We start from the raw sequence: 26,297 nt of genomic DNA on the forward strand, positions 1-26,297 counted from the left end.
ATCATAAGCAGAATAGTTCTGTAAATAGAGTTTGCCTTGTGAGAAACAAAATGAAAATGCGAGACCTAATGAAAGAGTAAATATCTTTTTCATAATTATTTTTCTATTGAATGACAAAATAGGTTTCATTTCCTACCGGAAACCAAAATGCTGTGAAAGGATATGGTGTTGCAGCAGATGGTGTTAAATCACTAATAACAGGCGTATTGCAACCTATCATCCCGATAGACGCTCCGCTGTAATAAAGTGGCGCTCCACTTGGATCCGAAAGGCTAAATTTATTCATCATCCAGTCTGTAGTATTTCCCAAAGTAATAAGAAGGGGAGAAGTACTTGGCTGCGTAGAACTGCTTGTGGGTGAGAGCTCTACATTCCATGAGTTGATAGGAGGATTTTGTAAGTGACTTCCATAATATCCGTTGTAAGTTACCGCTCCTCCTGGAGCTACGGGTATGGGATGATTGGTTCCGCTTACAGAAGGATAACAATTGTTTGCCTGATTGGATCCAACCAAAGAATTAGATAAATTATAAGCCGTATAATTGAAGATATTTATTTTCTTTTGAGCAGACAAACCGAGCGCACTTGCTAAAAAAAGAGGTAAAATTAATTTTTTCATAGCCTTAGTTTTTAGTTATCTGCTTTCTGATTTGCTTTTATGGTGTTCAGTTTCGAGAAATAAAGATTGGTGGCCTGCACAATTACTTTTTCTTTTTCTACTCTGCTGATATTTTCGGTATTATTTTCTGCTTTTTTCCCGATTAATTGTAAAGAAGCATTGAACAGAATATCTAAAGATCTGTCATTTAATTGCGCTCCCCATCTTGCTTTTTCTTCAGGTGTTGAACGGTTTTCAGGCTTCATAATGTCTTTCAAAGCTCTGTCGAAAGAGGTCATTTCGGTAGATTTTAGATCTTCAGTGGTTGCTAAAGAGTTTCTTTCAGTAGAACATGAAATAACTGCACAAAAAATGCTGGCGTAAACCGCCGATAAAAGAATTTTTTTCATAACCATTAATTTTTTAAATGTGATTTATTTGTTTACTATTTATTGAATAACTAAATACGTTGCATTATCTGATGGAATATAGAACCAAAAAGAATCTGTTACCGTTCCGTCTACAAACGTAGAACCGTTCCATGCACAGTTTGGAAATGCAGAATTATCCGCCATATTGTGGTTTACCGTATCATAAACTGTATTGCCAGTAATTGGATCTTGCGCCTGATACCATGCAAACTCCCAACGGGTAATTGGTGAAATAGAGTTCAGTAAGCCATTAGGAGCCGTGAAATATGATGGATTACCTGTAGGAGAAAGCCTTACAGACCAGCCTGCAGTATAAGTAAAAGCATCATTAAAGTCGTCAATTACATCTTGTGTCTGAGCAGGAAAATCCATACTCGCAACTGCTTCTGGAAGGCAACTGCCTGTGTTTCCGGCTACAATGCGCATACCAAGATTGTAATTAGAATAATTTTGAATATATAATTTGCCTTGTGAAAAGCATAATGAAAAGGCAAGACCTAATGAAAGTGTGAATATTTTTTTCATATTTAATTATTTATTGGATGATAAAGTAAGTTTCGTTTCCGATTTCAAACCAGAAACCACTGAAAGTATAAGGTGTTGTTGCAGATGGCTGTAGCTCGGTTACCATAGTGGTACAGTCGATATTTCCCAACATACCGCTATTAACCGGGATGGGCGCGCCACTTGGGTCTTCAACATAAAATTTAGTCATCTGCCATTTTGTAATGGCAGCTAAAGTATTCAGTATGGGTGCCCCTGCCGGTTGGATGGTAGGGCTACTGCTTGCTGAAAGTTGCACGTTCCACGAGTTGATGGGAGGATTTTGAAGATGGCTTGTCGCATAGCCTGTATAGCTTACACTCGCTCCCGGTTGCACCATGATAGGATAATTAGTTCCGCTGATTGATGGATAGCAATTACTTGCCTGATTAGATCCTACCAAATCATTAGACAGCCTATAGTTGGTATAATTGAAAATATTTATGGTGCCTTGCGCATATAAACCAAGAGTGCTTGTAAGAAAAAGTGATAAAAATAGTTTTTTCATACTCAGAATCTTAGTTGTCTGCTTTCTGATTGGCTTTTATCGTATTCAGTTTAGAAAAATAGAGGTTAGTAGCCTGTACAATTACTTTCTCTTTTTCAACTCGGGTGCTGTTTTCTGTAACGGTACTACTTTTTTTACCGAGCATTTGTAATGAAGCATTGAAAAGAATATCCAGTGACCTGTCATTTAATTGCGCGCCCCATCTTGCTTTTTCTTCAGGAGTTGAACGGTTTTCGGGTTTCATGATTTCCTTTAAAGCTCTGTCGAAAGAGGTCATTTCGGTAGATTTTAGATCTTCAGTCGTTGTTAAAGAATTTCTTTCAGTAGAACATGAGATAACTGCACAGAAAATGCTGGCGAAAACTGCCGATAGAAGAATTTTTTTCATAATTATTACTATTTTATTTCGTTTAATTTTTAAAATTTATTGTATTACTAAATAGGTTGCATTGTCAGAAGGAATATAGAACCAAAATGAATCGGTTACAGTTCCGTCGATGAAAGTTGAGCTATTCCATGGGCAATATGGAAATGCAGCTGAATCTCCCATATTATGATCTACGGTATCATAAACAGTACTGCCCGTAACGGGATCTTGTGTCTGGTAATATGCAAATTTCCAGCGAGTAATAGGAGAAATAGCAGTGAGTAATCCGGAAGGTATGGTTTGGCCAATGGGGTTTGTTCCCATAGTAGTTGTTACAGACCAACCTGTAGTGTAGGGAAACGCATCATTATAATTATTAATAACCGCTTGCGTTGCCGCCGGAAAGCTCATACTTGTTATGGCTTCTGGTACACAACTAGTTGTACTTCCGCCTACTACCCGCATCATCAGATCGTAATTAGAATAATTCTGTAAGTATAATTTACCTTGAGAAAAGCATAATGAAAATGCAAGTCCCAAGGAAAGGGTGAATATCTTTTTCATATGTATTAATATTTTGTAGTCTGATTTTTTGAATTTATTGTATTACTAAATAGGTTGCATTTTCAGATGGAATATAAAACCAAAATGCATCTGTTAATGTTCCGTCTACAAATGGTGAGCTTTGCAACGGACAATTTGGAAATGCAGAAGGTTCGCCCATATTAAAATTCACCGTATCATAAGCTACATTAGTTGTTCCGGGATAAACTGTTTGATACCACAGAAATTTCCAGCGGGTAAGCGGAGAAACGGTATTTAGTAATCCGGAATTAGGAGCATATTCCTGATATGTATTTCCTCCTGCTGTCAATATTGCCGACCAATGGGTAGTATAAGGTTGAGAATCGTTAAAATTTTCAATCACATCTTGGGTACTGGCAGGAAAATTCATGCTGGCTCCAACTTCTGGAACACAGTTATTAGGATTTCCGGCTATTACACGCATCTGAAGATCATAATTAGAATAATTCTCAATATATAATTTACCTTGGGAAAAGCAAAACGAAATTGCAAGTACGGAGGCAAGGATAAGTATTTTCTTCATAATTATTTTTATTGGATTACAAAATAAGTGTCATTTCCAACATCAAACCAAAAGGCACTGAAAGGATATGGAGTAGCAGCAGATGGTATTAAGTCGGTAATCGTAACATTACAGTCAATATTTCCTATGGAAGCTCCACTGTAATAAAGAGGGGCACCGCTTGGGTCTTCCACATAAAATTTGTTCATCTGCCATTTTGTAGTCGTGCCCAAAACATTTAACAGAGGTGATGCTCCCGGTATTTGTGGAGGTAGAGTGCCGCTACTTGCGTTAAGTTGTACCGTCCAAGAATTGATTGGCGGATTGGTAAGATTGCTGGTAGAATAACTATCATAACTTATATTGGTATTTGGCGGCACCAATAAAGGATAATTGGTTCCACTTACGTTAGGATAACAGTTATTTGCCTGGTTAGACCCTACTAAATAGTTTGATAATCTGTAAGACGAATAATTGAATATATTCAGTTTACCTTGTGCACACAAACCAAGTGTACTTGTTACAAAAAGTGATAAAAGTATTTTTTTCATAATCAAGTTGTTAGTTTTCTGCTTTCTGATTAGATTTTATCGTATTCAGTTTAGAAAAATAAAGATTGGTAGCCTGTACAATTACCTTCTCTTTTTCAACTCGGGTGTTGTTTTCTTTAGTGGTACTACTTTTTTTACCGAGCATTTGTAATGAAGCATTGAAAAGAATATCCAGTGATCTGTCATTTAATTGTGCTCCCCATCTTGCTTTCTCTTCAGGTGTAGAACGGTTTTCAGGTTTCATGATTTCCTTTAAAGCTCTGTCGAAAGAGGTCATTTCGGTAGATTTTAGATCTTCGGTAGTTGTTAGAGAATTTCTTTCAGTAGAACATGAGATAACTGCACAAAAAATGCTGGCGTAAACTGCCGAGAAAAGAATTTTTTTCATAATTATTAATCTTTTGAATGTAATTTAGTTTTAGCGAATATATAAAATATTTCACTAATAAGTGTGATTTTATTTGAATTTATTCACTTTTTTTTGATTTTTGTATTGTGAAAAATATTCTTTTCATTAATTCATGAAAAAAGCAACCCAAATGATTGAGTTGCCTTCATTATTTTCTACCAAAATCTTGGCAATCTGTTTTCAAATTCCAGATGTTAACTTTTTTTTGTATTTATTTTGTTTTACAATGCAGATTGTATCGCATCTTTTAGTACTTCAATATTGATATTTTTCAGTGATTTGAACTTAATACAATATCCGGTTACGCTTGCCTTTCCAATTTTATCTCCGAATTTTTCAGCTAAATATTTTTTATCTTCCAAACCCATGATATAAACGGAAATTCCTGTTGTATTGGCACTCAGCCCAATTTGATAAAATTCTCTGGAAGTTCCATCGGCGTATTTCAAGGTCTGAAAACCATATCCAATATTCGGATTAGAAATTACTTTTCCTTCTTCGTTTTTGCCATCCAGAAACCATAACATACAATTTGGCATTATTTCAAGTATTGTTTGATGTAAATGCTGAAGATCAATGCATTTTTGTTCAGGCTGATGAGAAATATATTCATCAATTAGATGTTGAATATTCATAAAACTGATATTAAATGATGATGAAATGATTTCAAATATACAAAACTTCATTCTACAAAAAGTCGAAAATAACAGATGTAAAATTTGTTTAAAATGATTTAGAAAAATTAATAAATTTCATCCACATGAAAGAGCAGGATGCTGTACTTTACTAAAATCTATATTTTTATTTTTGTTAATTCGTTTAATTAAAATAAATTCAGAATTCTCTGAAAAAGATTATGAAATTTCACAATATATCACCTTTTATATTTACACTGTTTATTGTTTTTGCAGGTTCTTCATCTTTAAAAAGTCAGGATAAATTTCCCGACGGAACCGCTATTCCGAAATGGTTTAAAGAAAACAAACCAACAGATATCAATAAATTAGGAAAGAAATACATCATTACAGATTTTGGAGTAAAGAACGATAGCACAATTCTTCAGACAAAACAGGTTCAAAATATCATTGATGAAGCTTCAAAAAACGGAGGTGTCATTGTTGTACCAAAAGGAACTTTTCTCATCAGTTCACTTTTCTTTAAACAGGGAACACATTTATATTTAGAAAACGGTGCAAAATTAAAAGGAAGCGACGATATTAATGATTTTCCTGTCGTAACAACAAGAATGGAAGGTCAAACTGTGAAATATTTTCCGGCTTTAATTAATGCAGATGGATTAGACGTTTTCACGATTTCAGGAAAAGGAACGCTAGACGGAAACGGGCTGAGATTTTGGAAATCATTCTGGAAAAGAAGAGAATGGAATCCTAAATGCACCAATATGGATGAAATGAGACCTAGAATTATCTATGTTTCCAATTCAAAAAATATTCAGATTGAAGGAATTACAGTGAAAAATTCGCCGTTCTGGAGTACACATTATTACAAATCTCAATTCGTAAAATTATTAAACTTAACGATTTTAGCTCCAAAAGAACCTGTAAAAGCGCCAAGTACAGATGCCATTGACATTGATGCTTGTTCAAATTTCTTGGTGAAAAATTGTTATATGTCGGTTAATGACGATGCCATTGCTTTAAAAGGTGGAAAAGGTCCAAAAGCAGATGTTGACCCTAATAACGGAGAAAACAGAAATATCATCATCGAAGACAATACTTTCGGATTCTGCCATTCTGCGCTTACTTGCGGAAGCGAATCGATTCACAATTACAACATTATTTTCAGAAATTCTACCGTAAAAGATGCTTCAAGATTGTTGCACCTGAAAATGCGTCCAGACACGCCTCAACATTACGAATACATCACTTTAGATAATATTAAAGGAAATGTAAAAACTTTCATTTACGCAAAAGGATGGAATCAGTTTTTTGATTTAAAAGGTGAAGCAAGACCGAGAAAAGGATTGGCTAATAATATTACCATCAAAAATATAGATTTAAGTTGCGAGACAGCGTTTTCTATTGAAAAATCAGATTTGTTTGATTTAAAAGATTTCAATTTTGAAAATTTTAAAGTCAAAGCTCTGAAACCTGAAATGGAAAACCTGAATCATGTTCAGAATTTGAAACAAAAAAATATTAAAGTGGAGCAGGTTGCTTCTCTTACGCAATCTTACGATAAAAAAGACGACTCCGACATTGCCGCAAAATAATGAGTTTTTCTTCCAAAATATTTGCTTTTTTATGTGTCTGTTCACAGCTTTTGTTTTCTCAGTCTAAAGAAATTCAATTCTTAACTGGGAAAGATGCAGAACACACCAAAGAATGGGATTTTTGGATAAATTCAGGAAGGAAATCAGGAAGTTGGAGTAAAATCAATGTGCCTTCTCATTGGGAACAGCAAGGTTTCGGTTCGTACAATTATGGTCGCGATTATGTGACGTATGGTAAAAACTTCAAATTTCACGACGAAACAGGTTTGTACAAACACAAATTCACAGTTCCGAATTCCTGGAAAAGAAAAACCATCAACATTGTTTTTGAAGGTTCAATGACCGACACGGAAGTGAAAATCAATGGAAAATCGGCGGGACCCATTCATCAAGGCGCTTTTTATGAATTTAAATATGATATTTCCGATAAAATTCAATTCGGAAAAGAAAATATTTTAGAAGTTAAAGTTTCCAAAATGTCGGCTGATAAATCCGTCAACAATGCAGAAAGATTAGCCGATTACTGGATTTTAGGTGGAATTTTCCGACCTGTTTATTTGGAAGCTAATCCTAAAGAACATATTTCGTCAACTTCTATTGAAGCAAAAGCAGACGGGACTTTTCGTTCGAATATTGAGTTAAATGAAATCAATTCAGCCAACAATATAAAAGTAGAGTTATTTGATGTTAAGAATAATTTGGTTGGCGAATCTCAGGTTCAAATTCAAAAAGGAGATACTCTAAAACATATTCAGTTTTCCATAAAAAATCCGAAACTTTGGACAGCCGAAACTCCGAATTTATACAAAGCAAAATTTACTTTAAATAAAAACAAGAAAACAAACAGTCAAACCGAAGAGAAATTCGGTTTCAGAACCATTGAAATCCGAAAAGGCGACGGAATTTTCATTAACGGAACAAAGATAAAAATGAAAGGCATCAACCGTCACGTTTGGTGGCCGGAAACGGGTAGAGCAGTTACGGAAAATATAGATTTAAAGGACGTTCAGCTCATCAAAGAAATGAATATGAATGCCGTTCGTTGCTCTCATTATCCGCCGAATAAATCGTTTTTAAAAATTTGCGATTCGCTCGGTTTATACGTTTTGGATGAATTGGCGGGTTGGCAAAAAAAATACAGCACAGAAGTCGGGAAAAAGCTTGTGAAAGAAATGGTGACGAGAGATGCCAATCATCCTTCTATTATTTTCTGGAGCAACGGAAATGAAGGCGGACATAATTTTGATTTGGATGCAGAATTTGCAAAATATGACTTGTCAAACCGTCCCGTAATTCACGCCCATCACAAGCCGGGAAATGCTTTCAACGGCATCGACTGCAATCATTACGAAGATTTTTATAGCACAAAAAATATCCTCGAAGGCGAAAATATTTATATGCCGACCGAATTTTTACACGCACAAGATGACGGTGGTGGCGGAACTTCTTTAGCCGATTATTGGGAACTTCACTGGAATTCCAAAAAAGGGGCAGGAGGTTTCCTTTGGGCGTTTGTGGATGAAGGTTTGGTACGGACAGATTTCAATAATCAGATTGATGTCAACGCCATCAACGCTCCAGATGGAGTTTTAGGGCCACATCGTGAAAAAGAAGGCAGTTTTTACGCCATTCGTGAAATTTACAGTCCGGTAAAAATTGATTTGAAAACCTTGCCGAATGATTTTAAAGGAAATATTCCTGTGGAAAACCGTTATCATTTTACGAATTTAAAAGATTGTCAGTTTGAATGGAAATTAGTCAAATTCAAAACACCTTTTTCTCCAGAATCAGGTTTTGATGTTATTAAAACAGGAAAAGCAGAATCACCCAATATTCACCCAACAGAAAAAGGAAATATTAATTTAAATCTTCCTTCAAGCTGGAAAGAAAATGAAGGATTATTATTGACGGCAACCGATGCTGCCGGAAAAGAAATTTACACTTGGACTTGGAAAATTAAATTAAATGAAGAAATTTCAAAACAGTTTTCAAAATCTTTAATTAAAGAATTTCCGGTTTCTGTGGCTGAAAATGAAGCTGAATTTATTTTAAAATCAGACGAAAAAGAATTTATCATTGGGAAAAACGACGGTTTATTAAAATCAGTCATTGTTGATAAGAAAGGCAAAAAAATGACCTTCAAAAATGGACCTGTTTTCGTGAATGGTACAATGGAATTATCATCCATAAAATCTTTTACAGAAGGACAAAACCAACTGATTGAAGTCAATTATAAAAACGGAAATAAAATTATTTGGAAACTGAATTCAAACGGAGTTTTAGAACTCAATTATGAATATTCTTTGTCGGGAGATTATCAATTTGCAGGTGTAAGTTTCGATTATCCTGAAAATTATGTGATTAATGCAAAATGGCTCGGAAAAGGGCCTTATCACGTTTGGAAAAACAGAACTCAGGGACAGGCTTACAATGTTTGGCAGAATTTAAAAAACTCAACAAGAACCGGACAATCACCTTGGATTTACCCTGAATTTAAAGGCTATTTTGATGACGTTTCGTGGTTGCAATTGGATACCGCAGAAGGAAAAATTACGGTCGGAACAAAAGAAGAAAAAATGTTCGTCAGATTGTTCGATTTTTACGGAATTTACGGAGCGGAAGGTTATCCGAAATTGCCAAGCGGGAATATTTCTTTCCTAGATGCGATTCCACCGTTAGGAACTGTTTTGGCGTTTAACATTAACGATAAAACCGAATCTTTAGGATCTGAAAGCGAACCGAATCATCTGAATGGAACGTTTAAAAGAACCTTATATTTCTATTTCGGATTGCCGGATTTGGGCGATGAAAATAAACAGTTCACAATGCCAAAAGAAAATATTTTAACGGATTAATGATGAAAAAAGTATTGTCATTTTTAATACTATTTATCTGTTCATTTTATTTTGGACAACAAACCAGTTTCAAATTTGATTTTGGCGGAGACAGAGTGGCAAAAAGTTTCATTCCGATTACTCCAACTTCAAAATTTGACAAAAAAATTGGTTACGGATTTATGGATATTTCTGGTTTAAAATCTGTTGATAATGGCGGAAATGCTTTGACAGGAGATTTCATCACGAGCGAGAAACCGTTCTATTTTTCGGTGGCGATTCCTGAAGGAAATTATGATATTAAACTGAATTTAGGCGATACAAAAGGTACTTCGGAAACGACAGTTCGTGTAGAAAATCGTCGATTGATGTTAAGCGATATTAAAACAAAAGAAGGTGAAATTGTTGAAAAACAAATTTCAGTTCACGTAAAAGACAGCATCATCCGAAACCGAAACGGTGAAAAAATCGGAATTGTAAAATTAAAACCGAGAGAAACAAAATATTTACATTGGGACAATCTTTTAACGATTGAATTTAATGATAAAGCTCCAAAAGTTTGCTCAATAATCATTCAACCGAACAATACAGCGAAAACTATTTATTTAACGGGAGATTCAACGGTTGTCGATGCACAATATGAACCGTGGGCTTCTTGGGGACAAATGTTACCGTATTTTTTTGTTCCGAATGAAGTGGTGATTGCCAATTATGCCGAAAGCGGAGAAACTTTAAAAGCCTTCGAAGACCGCCATCGAATCGATAAAATCTGGAATAAACTGAAAGCTGGAGATTATCTCTTTATTCAATTTGGTCACAACGATCAAAAAGCCGGAAATAGCACAAAATCTGGTTACCGAAAAAGATTAAAAGAATGGATTCAAAAGGCAAAACAATTGGGAGCAATTCCGGTTTTGGTAACCTCGATGAACCGCAGAGTTTTTGATGACAATAATAAAATAGTCAATACGTTAGATGATTTTCCCGATGCGATGCGGGAAATTGCAAAAGAAGAAAAAGTGGATTTGATTGATTTAAATGCATCAAGCAAAATATTGTTCGAAGCGATGGGGCCGGAAGCGGCGAAGAAAGCATTTGTTTATTATCCTGCGAATTCTTATTCAAACCAACCAAATGTTTTGGCAGACGATACGCATTTCAATCCTTACGGAGCTTATGAATTGGCAAAATGTGTCGTAAAATCCATCGTTGACCAAAATTTACCGTTGAAGAAATATATTTCAAATAATTATAAAAATTTTAATCCCAATAAACCCGATGATGTTGAAAAATTCCATTGGCCGGAATCTGTTTTTATGGAATCTTTAAAACCTGATGGAAATTAAAAATCTTTGATTTTTAAAGCTAATGTGTTCTTCTAAGCAGTCGAATCACTCCCTTAAAATAACTAATGTGTCCAAATTCTTTTGTGACTTTTGTGGTTAAATAAAAAAGTTAAAAAATGAAAATTAAAAATATACTCAAACTAAGCGTTCTCTGTTTTGCTTTCGGAAATCTTTCCGCACAGAATCCGTGGCCAAAAGCAACCAATACCGCTCAACCGTGGACGCGTTGGTGGTGGATGGGAAGTGCCGTTGACGAAAAAGGTTTAGACAAGCAATTGACAACCCTTTCCAAGGCAGGTTTCGGTGGAGTAGAAATTGTCCCGATTTATGGCGCAAAAAGGTTTGAAAATAAATACATCAATTATCTTTCTCCGGAATGGATGAAAATGCTGCAGTTCACGACAGATAAAGCAAAAAGTCTGAAAATGGGCGTTGATATGGCAGTCGGAACAGGTTGGCCAATTGGCGGACCGCAGGTTGATGAAAATGATGCTGCAACCAAAATGATTGTTCAGACTTACAGCATTCAGCTCAATGAAAAATTTTCTGAGAAGATTGTTTTAAAAGACGAAAAACAGAAGAATTTAAAAACCATAAAATTGGATATCGTTACCGCTTATAATGAAAAAAATGAAGCGGTAGTTTTAACAGATAAAGTGACTCTAGACGGAACTTTAAACTGGAAACCAACCTCTGGAAAATGGACAATTTACGCAGTTTTTGTAGGCAAAACTTTGCAGAAAGTAAAACGTGCCGCTCCGGGTGGTGATGGCTATACTTTAGACCATTTTTCGCCTGATGCAACCAAAGATTATCTGAAAACTTTTGATAAAGCCTTCGGAAATTCAAATTATGGAATCCGTTCGTTTTTCAATGATAGTTATGAAGTTTACAGCGCAGATTGGACTGCCGATTTTAAAGAAGAATTCAAAAAAAGAAGAGGTTACGATTTAAGTCAGTATATCAAATATTTGGTGAGCGATGAAGAAAGCGAATTGGCGGGAAGAATAAAATCTGATTATCGCGAAACGATGAGCGAACTGATTTTGCAGAATTTTACAGAAAATTTCACGAATTGGGCACATTCTAAAAGCTCAAAAAATACGAATCAGGCACACGGTTCGCCGGGAAATTTGCTGGATTTGTACGCCGCAGTCAATATTCCTGAATCTGAAACTTTCGGAAGTACAAAATTCGATATTCAGGGTTTAAGAAGAAATTTGGAAGACATCAATACAAAGGAAATTCCCGACATCAATATGCTGAAATTCGCATCTTCGGCGGCAAACATTACCGGAAAACCTTTGATTTCCAACGAATCTTTCACTTGGCTCACAGAACATTTCAAAACGTCCTGGTCACAGGTAAAACCGGAAGCTGAACAGATTTTTTTATCAGGAATTAATCACATTTTTTACCACGGAACGACGTATACGCCGGCTGATGTTCCGTTTCCGGGCTGGTTGTTTTATGCTTCGACGAATTTCGTTCCTGAAAATTCTTTGTGGCCAAATATCAAAGGTTTAAATTCTTACATCGAAAGAACACAATCAGTTTTACAAAGTGGAAAATCGGATAATGAAATCCTGATGTATTGGCCGGTTTACGACCAATGGGCAAATCCGAAAGGAAAGGATATGGCTTTCAAAATTCATAATATTGAAAAGTGGCTGCATCCGACTGTATTCTATGAAAACCTTGAGAAATTAGGAAAATCCGGCTATTCTCTCGATATGATTTCGGATAAAATGATTGGTGAAGCGAAGTTTGAAAATCAGAATATTCAGGTTTCTAAAAATGGTGGTTCTTATAAAGTTTTAATTATTCCTCAACTCAATTATTTCTCAGAATCAACGTTGAAAAATATTTTAAACTTGGCTCAAAGTGGCGCTTCAGTGATTTTCCAAAGCGAGCCAAAAAACGTTCAGGGACTTTTTGAATTTGAAAAAAGAAGAAACGAATTACAGTCTTTATGGACTAAAATTCCTTTTCAGCAAGACGGAAATGTAAAATCGGCAACATTCGGAAAAGGAAAAATTGTATTGAGTTCTGATGTTGAAAAAGCGTTGGAATATTTAAAAATTGAAAGAGAAAAATTAGCAGACACAGGATTGAAATTCGTCAGAAGAAAGTTCGACGGTGGAAAATATTATTACATAGTCAATCACACGTCAAAAGAAATCAATCAAAATATTCCGTTAAATTATTCAGGAAAACAAGTTGCTTTAATGATTCCTGAAAACGGAGATTTTGGTGTTGCTGAAATTCAGAATAATTCAGTTAAAGTTCAACTGAAATCAGGAGAGTCTTTAATTGTAAAAGCTTCAGAAACGCCAGATAATTCAATTTCAAAATGGAAATATATTGAGAAAACAGAAGTTCCGATTATTTTAAATCAACCTTGGCAACTGACTTTCAAAGAAGGTGGTCCTGAACTTCCGAAATCAAAAACTTTGGACAAACTTCAACCTTGGACAAATTTCACAGAAGACGCTTCAACGCAGAGTTTTTCAGGAACTGGAGTTTACACAACTTGGTTCAAATTAAATAAAAAAGCCGATGATTTTGTACTGAAATTCGACAAATTATATGAAAGTGCAAAAGTCATCATCAACGGACAAGATGCGGGAATTGTCTGGAGTCTTCCGTTTGAAATCAATGTCGGAAAATACTTGAAAAAAGGAAAAAATACCATTCAGATTGAGGTTTCAAACCTTATGGCAAACCGAATTCGTTATATGGACCAAAATAAAATCCAGTGGCGAAATTACCACGAAATTAATTTTGTAAACATCGATTACAAACCATTCGACGCTTCCAACTGGAAAGTGCAACCTTCAGGTTTGGATGGCGAAATTCAATTAATTCCTGTATATTTCTCAAAATAATTTTAATGACAGTCTGCAATTAACAATCTTTGTGTTCTTATTTAAGTGTAACGCCTTTGTGAACTTAAAAACAGTTAGTAGTTTAAAAGAAAAACTTCGCGGACTTTGCGTTCAAAAATTATAGAGAAACAGGTTAAATTAAATAGTATAATAAATTATGAAACAAGTCATAGTAAAAACATTAGCATTAGGAACGCTCCTCACATTCGGATTTTCCAATGCTCAAAACAAACCGAAAGTCGTTTTAGACAACTTTTTCAACAACGAAAAAAAGGAAAATAAAGAAACCAAAGTTCTTGAATCTTGGCATTACACATGGAACGACACGTCCAACGGCGGATTTTCTTTGCTGGGCGAAATTTTCCAGAAACAAGGTGCAGAAATCAGTACTTTAACGACCGCTCCTTCCAAAAAAGATTTGAAAAAAGCCAATATCTACATCATCGTTGATGCGGATATCGACAAAGAAGCGTACGGCGGAAAAGCCAATCTTATCGATGCTAATTCAATCAAAAACCTGGTAGATTGGGTGAAAAAAGGTGGCGTTCTGGTTTTATTGAGCAATGATAACGGCAATTCGGAGTTTGAACATTTCAATAAACTGGCTGGAGAATTCGGGATTCATTTCAATGATGACAGCATCAATAGATTGAAAGGCAGAGAGTTTGAAAAGGGCGCTGTATATGTACAACCGGGCAATGAGGTATTTTCTGAGCTTAAATTATATATGAAAGAAGTGAGTACTATAACGGCAAAAGCACCTGCGAAACCATTTTTGCATGCACAGAATCAGGTGATTGGCGCCATTGCAAAGGTTGGAAAAGGTACTGTTTTCGCATTGGGAGATCCGTGGTGTTATAATGAATACATTGATGGAAAGAAGCTTACGGAAGATTTTTCTAACTATGAAGGCACAGAAGAATGGGTGAAATGGCTGCTGAAGCAAACTTCTAAAAAATAAATCAATTTGTGCAATCGGTTGAATTTTTATTTGGGCAGCTTTTTCCGCCCTCCGTTCCCGCTTTTTTGTCTCCGCTTTGCTGCGACAAAAAGAGCTCCACTCAGGTCGGGCTGCGAGAGATTCAACTGTACAAACCTTATAGGTTTCTAAAACCTATAAGGTTTAGAAAAGCAGTAAATTCTTTTCGGGGTTCAAAATCTTCACAAGGATTGGAATCAAAAAGGACTAAATCAATAGAAACGGGCTTTAGCCCGTTAAAAAAATGAAGTTTCAAATTCGGCTTTAGCCAAAACATAAAAATAACTATTCTTATCCGATAAAAAATTGAAATACAATTTGCAGGTCGCTCTTCCAGAGCTTTAATTTATTGAATAATTATTTTCTATTAACAGTCCGTTCCTAACGGAACTATTTAAAATCCCATCGGGATTTACTGCTAATAGAAATAAAAACAAGCTTCGGAGGAGCGACCTGTTGCTTCATCTTTTTTATAGAAAAAATGAAAAATAATGTGCATTATGAAAATTAAATACATATTCATTACATCCGCCATTTTTCTTTCGCAAACATTCTTTGCCCAAAGGCAAATGGAATATCTGAAAAGAGGAATTGTGGCAATTCCTGCAGAGTCAGGCGTTTTTGTAAGTTGGCGTCTGCTGGGAACGGAAGCTCAGAATACTCATTTCGATTTGTATCGCACAGAAAATAATCAGACCAAAAAGCTGAATGAAAAACCATTGCTTAACGAGACTAATTTTTTAGATAAAACCGCTGATAAATCTAAAAATTACACCTACTTCGTAAAATCAAATACACAACATCAGGACGTTGACCAAGATTTTGCACAATACAAAGCCAATCAAAAACCTTATTTTTCAATTCCGCTGAAAACACCAGCTGGGTACACTCCGAATGACGCTTCAATTGCAGATTTGGACGGAGACGGAGAATATGAAATCATTCTTCATCAAACCGGAAGGTCACACGATAACAGTCAGAAAGGAGAAACAGACCCGCCGATTATTCAGGCTTATAAACTGAACGGACAGTTTTTGTGGGAAATTAATTTAGGCAAAAATATTAGAGAAGGAGCGCATTACACGCAGTTTTTAGTTTATGATTTAGACCAGGACGGAAAAACCGAAATCGTAATGAAAACGGCCGATGGAAGCAAAGACGGAAAAGGAAAGTTCATTGGTGATCCAACAAAAAATTACGTCAACGAAAACGGAATGATTCTTTCCGGACCGGAATTCTTGACTGTTTTTGACGGACAAACGGGAGCGGAAATTAATACCGTAAATTATCAAGTTCCAAGATTTGCAGGAAGTTTAAATCCGACCAACGAAGAAATGACCGAAACTTGGGGCGACGCCAAAGGAAACCGCATCGACCGATTTTTGGGAGCAGTTGCTTACCTCGACGGAAAAACGCCAAGTGTAATTATGTCGAGAGGGTATTATACCAGAACTGCGATTGCTGCTTGGGATTTTAAAGATAAAAAATTGAGTCTTCGATGGCTTTTTGATACAGAAAGTTCGGAAGAAAACAAACAATATCGCGGACAGGGAAATCATAATCTGAGTATTGCCGATGTCGATAATGATGGAAAAGATGAAATTATTTTCGGTGCAATGACGGTTGATGACAACGGAAAAGTTTTGAATAGTACAGGTTACGGTCACGGAGATGCGTTGCATGTTGGAGATTTGGATCCATCAAATCCGGGACTTGAAATTTTTGATATTCAGGAGAGATTTGATGATGCGGGAGCACATTTTAGAGACGGAAAAACCGGAAAAGTTTTGTGGAAACTACCTTCTTTAATTTATAGTAAAGACAGCAAGTTTCAAGGTCCGGGAAGAGGTTTATCATTAAATATAGATCCTCGTTACGAAGGTTCGGAATCTTGGGCAGCAGGAGCAGGAGTGAAAGGACTTTATGATGTAAAAGGAAAGAAAATAGCAGAAAAAACTCCGGCTTGTAATATGGGAATCTATTGGGACGGAGATTTTTTAAGCGAAATTTTAGATGGAACTGTTGTTTCAAAATGGGATTGGAAAAAAGAAAAATCAAATGTCATATTTGATGCTAAAAATTTCCAGTGCGAATCGAATAACGGAACCAAGAAAAACCCATCTTTGGTCGCTGATTTATTCGGAGACTGGCGTGAGGAATTGATTTATAGAACAGCCGATAATCAGGAATTGAGGATTTTCAGTACAACAATTCCTACGAAACACAGATTGTACACTTTGATGCATAATCCGCAATATCGATTGAGTATTGTTTGGCAAAATGTAGGATATAATCAACCACCGCATACAGATTATTATCTGGATGAATCGGTGAAAGAAGTTCCTCAACCAAATATTGTAACTGTAAAATCTCAAAAATAAACTATGAAACTAAAATTCTTACTTCCGGCTATTGCTTTAATCGTAATGATTGCGGCTTCATTTCAAAAGATTCAAAACAAAACTGTTTTATACATTATTGGAGATTCCACCGTACAAAATGGCTCAGGAAAAGGAGCAGATTCACTTTGGGGATGGGGAAGTTTCATGGATATGTTTTTAAATACGGAGAAAATTGAGATTCAGAATCACGCAAAAGGCGGACGAAGCAGCCGAACTTTCGTGACGGAAGGAAGATGGGATTCCATTATGAAAACCATTAAAAAAGGTGATTATGTTTTAATGCAGTTTGGTCATAATGATGGTGGAGAATTGGCAGATACGTTAAGAGCAAGGGGTACAATAAAAGGAATTGGGGAAGAATCAAAAGATATTTACAATCCCATCAGAAAGGTGAATGAAACGGTTTATACTTTTGGATATTACATGAGAAAATATGCGAATGAAGCGAAATCTAAAGGAGCTATTCCGATTATTGTTTCGCCAATTCCGAGAAATAAGTTTAATGAAAAAGGGAAAATTGAAAAAGATCAATACGGAGTTTGGGCTAAAGAAGTGGCGCAGCAAACCGGAGCTTATTTTTTAGATTTAAATACTATGGTTATCAAAAAATATGAAAAAATGGGCGCTGAAAAAGTGAAAACTTTCTTCCCGAAAGATCATACCCACACCAACAAAGAAGGCGCAATTGTAAACGCAGAATTGGTCACAAAAGGTATTAAGCAGTTAAAAGGTTGCGACCTAAAAAAATATATTAAATAATGCTTTGCACGATACTGTAGAAATTTTTTCTGCTATCATTTGCTGAACAGAGTGCCCTTGCGATCACAAAAATATGCAGGATTTAATTAACAAAAACTTTGCGCTCGTAGCGTTTAAACAAATTAAAATAAAAAAATAATATATACTTATGAAAAAACTATTAACAGCAAGTTTTGTTGCTATAATGCTCGGAGGTTTTTCCTCGTGTTCGGCACAAAAACAAAAGACAGCACTTCCCAATAAAAAAGAAGTTTTGGAAGTGGCAGAACGTACCAACAAATATTTTATGGATAAATGGCCCGATACCAAAAAAGATATTGTTGGTAAAAAAGTCTGGCCGAGTAATTTGTGGACGAGAGCAGTTTATTATGAAGGGTTGATGGCTTTGTATTCGGTAGACAAGAAAAAGGAATATTACGACTACGCCATGTCTTGGGCAAATAACCACGATTGGAATTTACAGCGTGGAACGTATACAAGAAATGCTGATCATCAGGCTTGCGGACAAACGTATCTTGATCTTTACGAAATCGACGGTAGAAAAAATCCGGAAAGAATCAAAAACGTAAAAGCAGCAATGGATAGCATGATTGCCACAAAAAAAGTGGATGATTGGTGGTGGATTGATGCTTTACAGATGAGCATGCCTATTTTTACGAAATTAGGTAAAATCACTGGCGACCAAAAATATTTCGACAGAAACTACGAAATGTATGCTTATACGAAATACAAACATGGCGGAAATGGTTTGTACAACGTGAAGGATAAATTGTGGTGGAGAGATAAAGATTTTGTTCCGCCTTACAAAGAACCGAATGGTGAAGATTGCTATTGGAGCCGCGGAAACGGTTGGGTAGTGGCTGCATTGGCGCGTACTTTGGAAGACACTCCAAAATCTGATTCTCATTATAAAGAATATTTGCAGGATTATAAAGACCTTTTATCAGCGGTGCTTCCGATTCAGAGAGAAGATGGTTTTTGGAATGTAAGCCTTCATGATCCTACAAATTACGGCGGAAAAGAAACGACGGGAACAGCACTTTTCGTTTACGGAATGGCTTATGGAATTAATAAAGGTTTGATTGATAAGAAAACATATCTTCCTGTTTTAATCAAGGCTTGGAATGCGATTGTAAAAGATTCTGTTCAGCCGAACGGATTTTTAGGCTGGGTTCAGGGTACTGGAAAAGAACCGAAGGATGGACAGCCTTTAGCGGTTGATAAAATCCCTGATTTTGAAGATTATGGATTGGGTTGTGTATTGCTTGCAGCAAGTGAAGTTTACAAGTTAAAATAAAGAGTTGGGTTTTAGCCGATTTCAATATAAGATCTATCAAAAGGCTTTTGCCAAAGGGGATATTCAAACCTAACGGATTTTTAAAACTGTTAGGTTTTTTTATGCCTAAACAGACAGTTGATCGATAAAATTGGGGGAAGGTGAGCTTTTATAGAATCACCATTTTTCCGCTTAATAGGTTTCTATTTATAATTAAAACTCAAACCCAAGCCTTATTTTGGAAAATAGTTTTGAACTAAAATTGTTCAAAATTAATCCTAACTCTTAATAGATCATTGATTTACAATTTAGATGTAAAACATAGAAAAAAATCTTATTTTTTCAAAAATTTAGGCATGACAGTACAAGATGCGCAATCGGTTCCATCTTGTTAATTTTCAAAATCAATCAAGAAGAATAAATTATGAATGCATTATTAGGAGTTATTTTCCATTTTTTAGGAGGTTTTTCTTCGGGCAGTTTTTATTTGCCTTACAAGAAAGTAAAAGGATGGCAATGGGAAACCTTTTGGTTGATTGGTGGCGTTTTTTCTTGGATTATCGTTCCGCCGTTGGCCGCATTTCTTACCATTCCTAACTTTTGGGATATTATTCAGAATGAAAGTTCATCTATTTTAGGATTAACATTTATGTTCGGTGCCCTTTGGGGAATCGGCGGTTTTATGTACGGTTTGGGCGTTCGTTACCTGGGGGTAGCATTAGGAAGCAGTATTATGTTGGGGTTAACGATGGTGATTGGATCTCTTCTGCCTTCCATTTATTATGAATTTTCGCCGCAGGAAGGTAAAGATAATATTGGTTTAATGCTTTCGAATTCTTGGGGACAATTTGTTTTATTAGGGCTTCTAGTTTGTGTTGTCGGCATTATCATCAGCGGAAAAGCCGGAGTAATGAAAGATAAAGAACTTCAGACAGAAGCTGTTGATCCTCATGGGATGGAGGTAAAAACGGAATATAAATTCGGTTTAGGACTTGTTGTAGCCATTATTTCAGGTGTTTTAAGTGCATGTTTCAATTTCGGTCTTGAGGCCGGAAAACCAATGGCAATTGTCGCTAATGATGCTTGGAAACTAGCAAATCCGGGGCAGGGAGAATTCCTTTTCCAGAATAATGTAACGTATGTTGTTGTCCTTTGGGGCGGTATGGCATCCAATCTTATCGGTTGTCTTTATTTATCATTTAAAAATAAATCTTACAGCGATTATACCAAAAAGAATGTTCCCTTTGCAAAGAATATTATTTTCTGTGCGCTTGCCGGAACCATGTGGTTTTTGCAGTTTTTCTTCTACGGAATGGGAGAAAGTAAAATGGGGAACGGCCCAAGTTCATGGATCTTACACATGGCATTTATCATTTTAATTGCCAATTTATGGGGGGTGATCATTAAAGAATGGAAAGGAGTTTCCAAGAAAACCATTTCTACTATTATGATTGGGATGGCGGTGATGTTTATTTCAATTCTGATTGTAGGATACGGAAATTCTTTACGATAAAATCTCAAAGAATACATAATCATTAATTTTTCACAATATTCATATAACATATAGTTTAAAATTCAAATTGAGTAAGGCAGTGATTTTTTCAGCTGCCTTTTTTATCTTGAACTAAGTAGTGTTGTGTATTTTTATGTTTATTCTGAATTATATCATCAAATTATTATCAATTTTAAAATTTATATAAAATATTTATAGCTAATTAAGTTAAATTATGAAAAATCGGATACAGGATATTGCAGGATGCAGGAAATGTGACAAGAATGTAACATTGTGATGCAATATTATAAATCCTTATAAAAACTAACATATGTCTTTAATAATTAAACATCAGAATATAAAGCGGATCGTGTTTCCTGCTTTTATGCTTTCAGCTAGTTTTGTCTGGGGGCAGAAAGGAGTAAATGATAGTGTGAAAACGAACACAAAAGATATTGATGAGGTAGTCATCATCGGTTATGGAAAAGTGAAAAAATCTGACCTTACCGGATCTGTTTCTTCAGTTTCAGCAAAAGATTTAGCCGCAACACCTGCTATGAATGCTTTACAGGCATTGCAGGGGCGAGCAGCAGGTTTGAATATCGTAACAGCGGGTGGAGCTCCCGGTGCGAGCGCTAACGTAACAATAAGAGGTGGTTCATCGATTACACAAAGTTCAGATCCGTTGTATATTGTGGATGGTTTTCAGTTGGATAATGCCCTAAATGTGATCAATCCAAATGATATTGAAAGTATTGATGTATTGAAAGGTGCTTCTGCTATTGCCATTTATGGAGCCCGTGGATCAAACGGTATTATCGTAATTAAGACCAAAAGTGGTAAGAAAGGAAGAACGGTGATTAATTACAATACGTTCATGTCTTTTGATATGCTTTCTAAGAAATTGGATATGATTTCTAGTTCGGAGCAGTTTGTGAAATATCAATATGAGTTAGCACAACTTCAAGGTAAAACAACACAATGGAGTAATGTTTTTGACAATAGTTTAGGAACAGATACGCCAGGATTTAATGCCGGTGCTTTTAAGAGAATAGCCGATCGTTACGGTTCTGTAGCAGCACTAGACTGGCAGGAAAAGATGCTGGGAGGTACCGGACTAACTCAGAACCATAACCTGAATGTTTCTGTTGGAAATGATAAAACACAGGCATTCATCAGTTATAATTACAATAAACAAGATGGTTTACTTCAGAATTCGAGTGAAACGAGAAACTCATTGAGAGCAAATATCAATTCAGAGTTATACAAAGGAGTAAGAGTAGATTTCAATACGATGTTTACAAATAATTCTGTAAATGGTGGCGGATCTTATTCTGGGATGAAAAAAATCTTGCTTCAACCAATTACAGGAGGCACTTTATTTACGGATGATCAATTGTTCAATACGCAGACTTTTCCTGATTATTCAGCATTAGATTCTGGTTTTGATACAGAAAATCCATTCATAGAGACTCAAGCGTCAACTTCCAATAAAAAAACAAGAACATTTGTTGCCAATGCAGGTATTGAGTTTGACTTTTTAAAAAACTTTACCTGGAGAACTGCGGGACAATATAGCTGGACGAATAGTAAATCGACATCTTTTTCAGATCAAAATTCCCGAGCTTTTCTTACAGATCCTGTAAACACAGGAATCAACGGGAATATTGCTAATGCGGAAAGCTACCGCTATCAGATTACCAATACTTTAAATTATAATAAAACTTTCGGAGAAAAACATAAAGTAAATGCTTTAATCGGAAATGAAATTTGGTATGAAGAATCGGAAGGAAGCAGTATGAGGTTAATTAAATTTCCTTATCCAAATTTTGGGCTGGATGATATCGGAAACGCCACAGTCGCTGATAAAAATACAGACCGATCAAGCAATAGCTTACTTTCTTATTTCGCGCGTGTCAACTATAATTATGATAACCGTTATTTAATTACAGGAACATTCCGTGCTGATGGATCTTCCAAGTTTGCAGAAGGTTCTCGTTGGGGATATTTTCCTTCAGTAGCGGGTGCATGGCGTGTTTCTCAGGAAAATTTCTGGAAAGATCATAAAATCAATAATTACTTTAATGATTTTAAGTTAAGAGTAGAGTACGGGGTTACAGGAAATAACGGAATTTCTAATAATTTATGGAGAACCAATGTTTTACTGACGGATTATCCGATGAATAATACTCAGGGCTATCCCGCCTATGTTACCAGCACCAATTGGGGGAATCCTTATCTTCAGTGGGAAGAGTTGAGAACAACAAATATCGGTGTAGATATGGCATTTTTTAATAGCAGAATTAAATTAACTTCGGAATGGTATAACAACAACGTCAGCCAAATGTTATTTCAGTCGATAATACCTGTTTCTACAGGGTACTCAAGACAGTATCAAAATATTGGTTCGATGAGAAACAGAGGAATGGAATTTACATTGAACACCATCAACGTTAAATCAAGCAATTTCCGATGGACTACCGATTTAAATATCTCTTTCAATAAATCAAAAGTAATGTCCCTTGAAAGCGGGCAGTTAAATAAAACGTTCAGTGTCGGTGGAAGCAGAACGGGAATGGTGACTTACTACGCAACAGTAGGAGAGCAGTTGGGAGATATGTATGGCTATGTTTATCAGGGAGTTTATACTACAGATGATTTTAATCAGAATGCAGACGGTACATTAAGCTTAAAACCAGGTGTGGTAAAACCTTCTTCAGGAACTCCGAAGCCAGGTGATATGAAGTTTGCGGCGGATAACGAAGCTGGAGATCAGTTTACCAGAAAAATGCAGAAGATCGGAAACGGAACTCCTGATTTTATCGGAGGAATTAGCAATAATTTCTCTTACAAAGGTTTTGATCTAGCAGTATTTATGAAGTTCAGTGTTGGAAATGATATTTACAATGCGACGAAGCAGAGTTTAAGTCCTTATGCGATGTTTCAGAACGTTCCTTCAGAATTCGGGAACAATTATTATCATTTAATTGATCCGAATACAGGTTTGGCAACAACAAATTTGGCAAGATTAAAAGAGCTGAATCCAAATGAAGCATCAAATCTTTGGAGCTTAAGTAATACCAATACAGCCAATATCGCTTATCCTTCATCTTATTATGTTGAAAATGGTTCTTATCTGAGAATTGCTCAGGTTACCTTAGGGTATTCTTTTGCTAAAGAATTTTTGAGCAAAGTAATGATGTCTAATGCGCGTATCTATTTTACAGTGAGTAATTTAGCGACGATTACGGGGTATTCAGGATATGATCCTGAAGTTACAGCGGCGAGCGGAGTAACCGTTACTCCGGGATATGATAGTTCAACCTATCCGCGTTCAAGAAGTTATGTTCTTGGTCTTAATTTAACTTTTTAACATTTAGCGATTTAAATCATGAAAAATATATATAATTCTCCAAGATTTTTAAGAAAATTAGTTATCCTGCCTTCTGTTTTTGTTGCTGTTTTATTTATGAATTCGTGCAGCGAGGATTTCTTAGATCAGCCAGCTTACAACTCATTGGATACGGAATCTGTATTTAATAATATTGATACTGCTGAAATGTACGTGCTCGGATGTTACAGAGGAGTAATTCCTACAGAAATGTATTATCAGCTGGGAGCGGGAGATACGGTGATTCATTCTTCAGAAGACGGATCTACCAATAATTCAAAATATAATATCTGTAACTATCAGTATGATGCATACACTCCGAATACAGTTACAGGAATTTACTCGGCAATGTATGCGGTTATCGAAAGAACCAATATCGCAGTGAGCGGATTGAGTAAAATGCCGGAAAGTACAAAACGAAATGTATTGATTGCTGAAGCAAAGGCTATTCGTGCATTTTGTTATTATAATTTAATCCGCGTATACGGAGATGTTCCTTCTGTTTTTAAACCTTTGGATGAAATGGATCCTAATGATCCAAGTACTTTATATCCAAAACGTTCTTCGCGTGACGGAATTTACGATCAGATTATTGGTGATCTTCAGGAAGCGGTAAATATTATTCCGAATTTTGCACAAAGTGGCTATGCAACCACAGAACGATTAACTAAACAAGGTGTTAATGCTTTGTTGGCGAGAGTGGCTTTATATGCAGCCGGATATTCTCTTCGCTGGGATCTGAATACCGGAAGCGGTGCTATGATGTCCCGTAGAAGCGATAATACAAGAGTTCAGCAATTGTATCAGATTGCGGATAATGCCTGTGCAACTATTATTAACGGCGGAACCAATTCTTTGGTGCAAGCTCAAAGTGGTAAAAGTGGTTTTGAAGCATTATGGTACAATTTTGCTCAGAGAAAATTCTCCGTAACAAACACAGAAGTTCTATGGCAGATCGCTGAATATGGAGCTAATACCAACTCTGCCTTTGGTGTATATGCCAATGAAGGTTCTCGTGGAGGAACATACGGATCAAGAAAAGCATTGCAGTTTGTGCTTCCGAGTTATTATTTGTCATTCAATCAAGGAGATACGCGTAGAGATGTTTCCTGTACATCATACAGTGTTTATTTCTTGAATGGTGGTGCAGCAAGCGATACCTGGGTGAACGCTGGAACTACTTTCTCATGTATTATGGCTGGTAAATTCAGAATGGGATGGTGTGTGGCACCTCAGGCGGCCGATGCCCGTAATTTAAATATTCCAGTCTTAAGATATGCCGATGTTTTATTGATGTATGCTGAAACGCAAAACTACTTAAACGGAGGGCCAACCGCAGCAGGAAATGCCGCTTTAATGCAGGTGAGAAACCGTGCCGGAATTGGAAGTGCATCGCTTCCGTCTGGTCAGCAGGCTTATGAATCCGCGATTGTTCAGGAGCGTAAGTGGGAATTTGCAGGCGAGTTTAACCTACGTACAGATTTGATCAGAATGAACCGTTTAGCTAGCGAAATTGAAGCCACAAAACAGGCAATGAAAAACTTATCAAACAAAGCCGGAGCCTATGCCAATACGCCTGTTTACCGTCTTTACAGACTTGAAAAAAACGCACAGATTTACGGAGATCCTTACTTGGCTTTAAAATATATTGATATTACAAATCCTACAGAGATTGCAACGATTACGAATGTTCCGACGAGTTCAGCTAATTATGCGACTTACCAGACAGCATTAAGAGCAATTGTAACAGCTCACGGTCAAACAACGACAACGGAAGAGAAATGGTATCCTACCAATATGTTCCAGGCTTATACGAGTACCTTCAATGGAAATGCAAGAAAAGCAGCAGGATTCTTAGCTGGGTTTAATCAGCTTCAGATTGGAAATATTATTTATACCAAGCCTACAGGTTCTGCTGAAAACGGCGGAGCTTATCCAAACTGGATCGAAGGCGGCGGCGATGGTCTTTTCTACGGATTTGTACCTAATAAAACAGAATTACTTCCATTTGCAGCAGCTTCTGCAGGTCATCCGTTGATTGATAATCCTAATTTAACTCAGTTGCCTGGATATTAATTCAATATAATTTAAAATATTCATTAAATAATGGATGGCTGTATTTTTTACAGGTAAAATTTTAATGATAAAAATTAAACGCTTAATCACAAAATATTAATAACCAACAATCAAAATCAGGCTATTA

Annotated in this window: 21 protein-coding genes; 11 read left to right on the plus strand and 10 right to left on the minus strand. The window is 36.1% G+C overall.

Annotation, left to right across the window (positions count from 1 at the left end; translation table 11 throughout):
* Nucleotides 1-103: 103 nt before the first annotated feature.
* The 10 genes from ABEG63_RS12795 to ABEG63_RS12840 all read right to left on the minus strand — a co-directional run bounded on the left by ABEG63_RS12795 (nt 104) and on the right by ABEG63_RS12840 (nt 5,129).
* Nucleotides 104-619 carry a hypothetical protein gene (locus tag ABEG63_RS12795; protein ID WP_267402727.1) on the minus strand — a complete coding sequence of 172 codons (516 nt, stop codon included), beginning with the start codon at nt 617-619 and terminating at the stop codon, nt 104-106.
* 11 nt (nt 620-630) lie between these two features.
* Complete coding sequence (locus ABEG63_RS12800; protein ID WP_267402728.1) at nt 631-1,008, minus strand: hypothetical protein; 378 nt, start codon at nt 1,006-1,008, stop codon at nt 631-633.
* A gap of 39 nt (nt 1,009-1,047) precedes the next feature.
* Entirely contained in the window at nt 1,048-1,554 is a 507-nt protein-coding gene (locus ABEG63_RS12805; protein WP_346585284.1) for a hypothetical protein, read from the minus strand.
* A 10-nt stretch (nt 1,555-1,564) separates the two neighbouring features.
* The gene (locus ABEG63_RS12810) at nt 1,565-2,080 is read right to left on the minus strand and encodes a hypothetical protein (protein WP_346585286.1); all 516 of its coding nucleotides are present in this window, start codon (nt 2,078-2,080) and stop codon (nt 1,565-1,567) included.
* A gap of 10 nt (nt 2,081-2,090) precedes the next feature.
* Entirely contained in the window at nt 2,091-2,468 is a 378-nt protein-coding gene (locus ABEG63_RS12815; protein WP_267402731.1) for a hypothetical protein, read from the minus strand.
* 36 nt (nt 2,469-2,504) lie between these two features.
* Nucleotides 2,505-2,987 (minus strand): hypothetical protein, encoded by a 483-nt coding sequence (locus tag ABEG63_RS12820; RefSeq protein WP_346585288.1) that lies wholly within the window; start codon nt 2,985-2,987, stop codon nt 2,505-2,507.
* Between the two features lie 58 nt (nt 2,988-3,045).
* A complete protein-coding gene (locus ABEG63_RS12825; protein WP_312393991.1) occupies nt 3,046-3,555 on the minus strand; it encodes a hypothetical protein in 510 nt (169 codons plus the stop codon).
* 8 nt (nt 3,556-3,563) lie between these two features.
* Nucleotides 3,564-4,085, minus strand: coding sequence for a hypothetical protein (locus ABEG63_RS12830; protein ID WP_346585290.1), 522 nt, complete (start codon nt 4,083-4,085; stop codon nt 3,564-3,566).
* Between the two features lie 10 nt (nt 4,086-4,095).
* Nucleotides 4,096-4,473: a hypothetical protein gene (locus ABEG63_RS12835; protein WP_346585292.1), complete on the minus strand. Its 378-nt coding sequence runs from the start codon at nt 4,471-4,473 to the stop codon at nt 4,096-4,098.
* A gap of 242 nt (nt 4,474-4,715) precedes the next feature.
* Nucleotides 4,716-5,129, minus strand: a complete 414-nt coding sequence (locus ABEG63_RS12840; RefSeq protein ID WP_346585294.1) for a DUF1801 domain-containing protein — start codon at nt 5,127-5,129, stop codon at nt 4,716-4,718.
* Nucleotides 5,130-5,350: 221 nt separating this feature from the next.
* Between ABEG63_RS12840 and ABEG63_RS12845 the strand changes: the two genes are divergently transcribed.
* The 11 genes from ABEG63_RS12845 to ABEG63_RS12895 all read left to right on the plus strand — a co-directional run bounded on the left by ABEG63_RS12845 (nt 5,351) and on the right by ABEG63_RS12895 (nt 26,170).
* Nucleotides 5,351-6,727, plus strand: a complete 1,377-nt coding sequence (locus tag ABEG63_RS12845) for a glycosyl hydrolase family 28 protein (protein ID WP_346585295.1) — start codon at nt 5,351-5,353, stop codon at nt 6,725-6,727.
* Nucleotides 6,727-9,582 (plus strand): glycoside hydrolase family 2 TIM barrel-domain containing protein, encoded by a 2,856-nt coding sequence (locus ABEG63_RS12850; RefSeq protein ID WP_346585297.1) that lies wholly within the window; start codon nt 6,727-6,729, stop codon nt 9,580-9,582. The genes ABEG63_RS12845 and ABEG63_RS12850 overlap by 1 nt, the downstream gene beginning before the upstream one ends.
* Nucleotides 9,582-10,907 carry a rhamnogalacturonan acetylesterase gene (locus tag ABEG63_RS12855; RefSeq protein ID WP_346585298.1) on the plus strand — a complete coding sequence of 442 codons (1,326 nt, stop codon included), beginning with the start codon at nt 9,582-9,584 and terminating at the stop codon, nt 10,905-10,907. Before ABEG63_RS12850 ends, ABEG63_RS12855 begins: the two co-directional genes overlap by 1 nt.
* A 116-nt stretch (nt 10,908-11,023) precedes the next feature.
* A complete protein-coding gene (locus ABEG63_RS12860; RefSeq protein WP_346585300.1) occupies nt 11,024-13,795 on the plus strand; it encodes a glycosyl hydrolase in 2,772 nt (923 codons plus the stop codon).
* Between the two features lie 157 nt (nt 13,796-13,952).
* On the plus strand, nt 13,953-14,756 hold the full coding sequence (locus tag ABEG63_RS12865; protein WP_267402741.1) for a DUF4350 domain-containing protein: 804 nt from the start codon (nt 13,953-13,955) through the stop codon (nt 14,754-14,756).
* Between the two features lie 518 nt (nt 14,757-15,274).
* Nucleotides 15,275-17,155: a rhamnogalacturonan lyase gene (locus ABEG63_RS12870; protein ID WP_346585302.1), complete on the plus strand. Its 1,881-nt coding sequence runs from the start codon at nt 15,275-15,277 to the stop codon at nt 17,153-17,155.
* Between the two features lie 3 nt (nt 17,156-17,158).
* Nucleotides 17,159-17,935 (plus strand): SGNH/GDSL hydrolase family protein, encoded by a 777-nt coding sequence (locus tag ABEG63_RS12875; protein WP_346585303.1) that lies wholly within the window; start codon nt 17,159-17,161, stop codon nt 17,933-17,935.
* Between the two features lie 148 nt (nt 17,936-18,083).
* Nucleotides 18,084-19,232 carry a glycoside hydrolase family 88 protein gene (locus ABEG63_RS12880; RefSeq protein ID WP_346585305.1) on the plus strand — a complete coding sequence of 383 codons (1,149 nt, stop codon included), beginning with the start codon at nt 18,084-18,086 and terminating at the stop codon, nt 19,230-19,232.
* Between the two features lie 403 nt (nt 19,233-19,635).
* Nucleotides 19,636-20,724 carry an L-rhamnose/proton symporter RhaT gene (rhaT, locus tag ABEG63_RS12885; RefSeq protein ID WP_346585307.1) on the plus strand — a complete coding sequence of 363 codons (1,089 nt, stop codon included), beginning with the start codon at nt 19,636-19,638 and terminating at the stop codon, nt 20,722-20,724.
* Between the two features lie 310 nt (nt 20,725-21,034).
* The gene (locus ABEG63_RS12890) at nt 21,035-24,076 is read left to right on the plus strand and encodes a TonB-dependent receptor (protein ID WP_346585309.1); all 3,042 of its coding nucleotides are present in this window, start codon (nt 21,035-21,037) and stop codon (nt 24,074-24,076) included.
* Nucleotides 24,077-24,094: 18 nt separating this feature from the next.
* A complete protein-coding gene (locus tag ABEG63_RS12895) occupies nt 24,095-26,170 on the plus strand; it encodes a RagB/SusD family nutrient uptake outer membrane protein (protein ID WP_346585311.1) in 2,076 nt (691 codons plus the stop codon).
* Nucleotides 26,171-26,297: the final 127 nt, after the last annotated feature.

This window comes from Chryseobacterium sp. C39-AII1 (assembly GCF_039672645.1).
Lineage (GTDB): Bacteria > Bacteroidota > Bacteroidia > Flavobacteriales > Weeksellaceae > Chryseobacterium.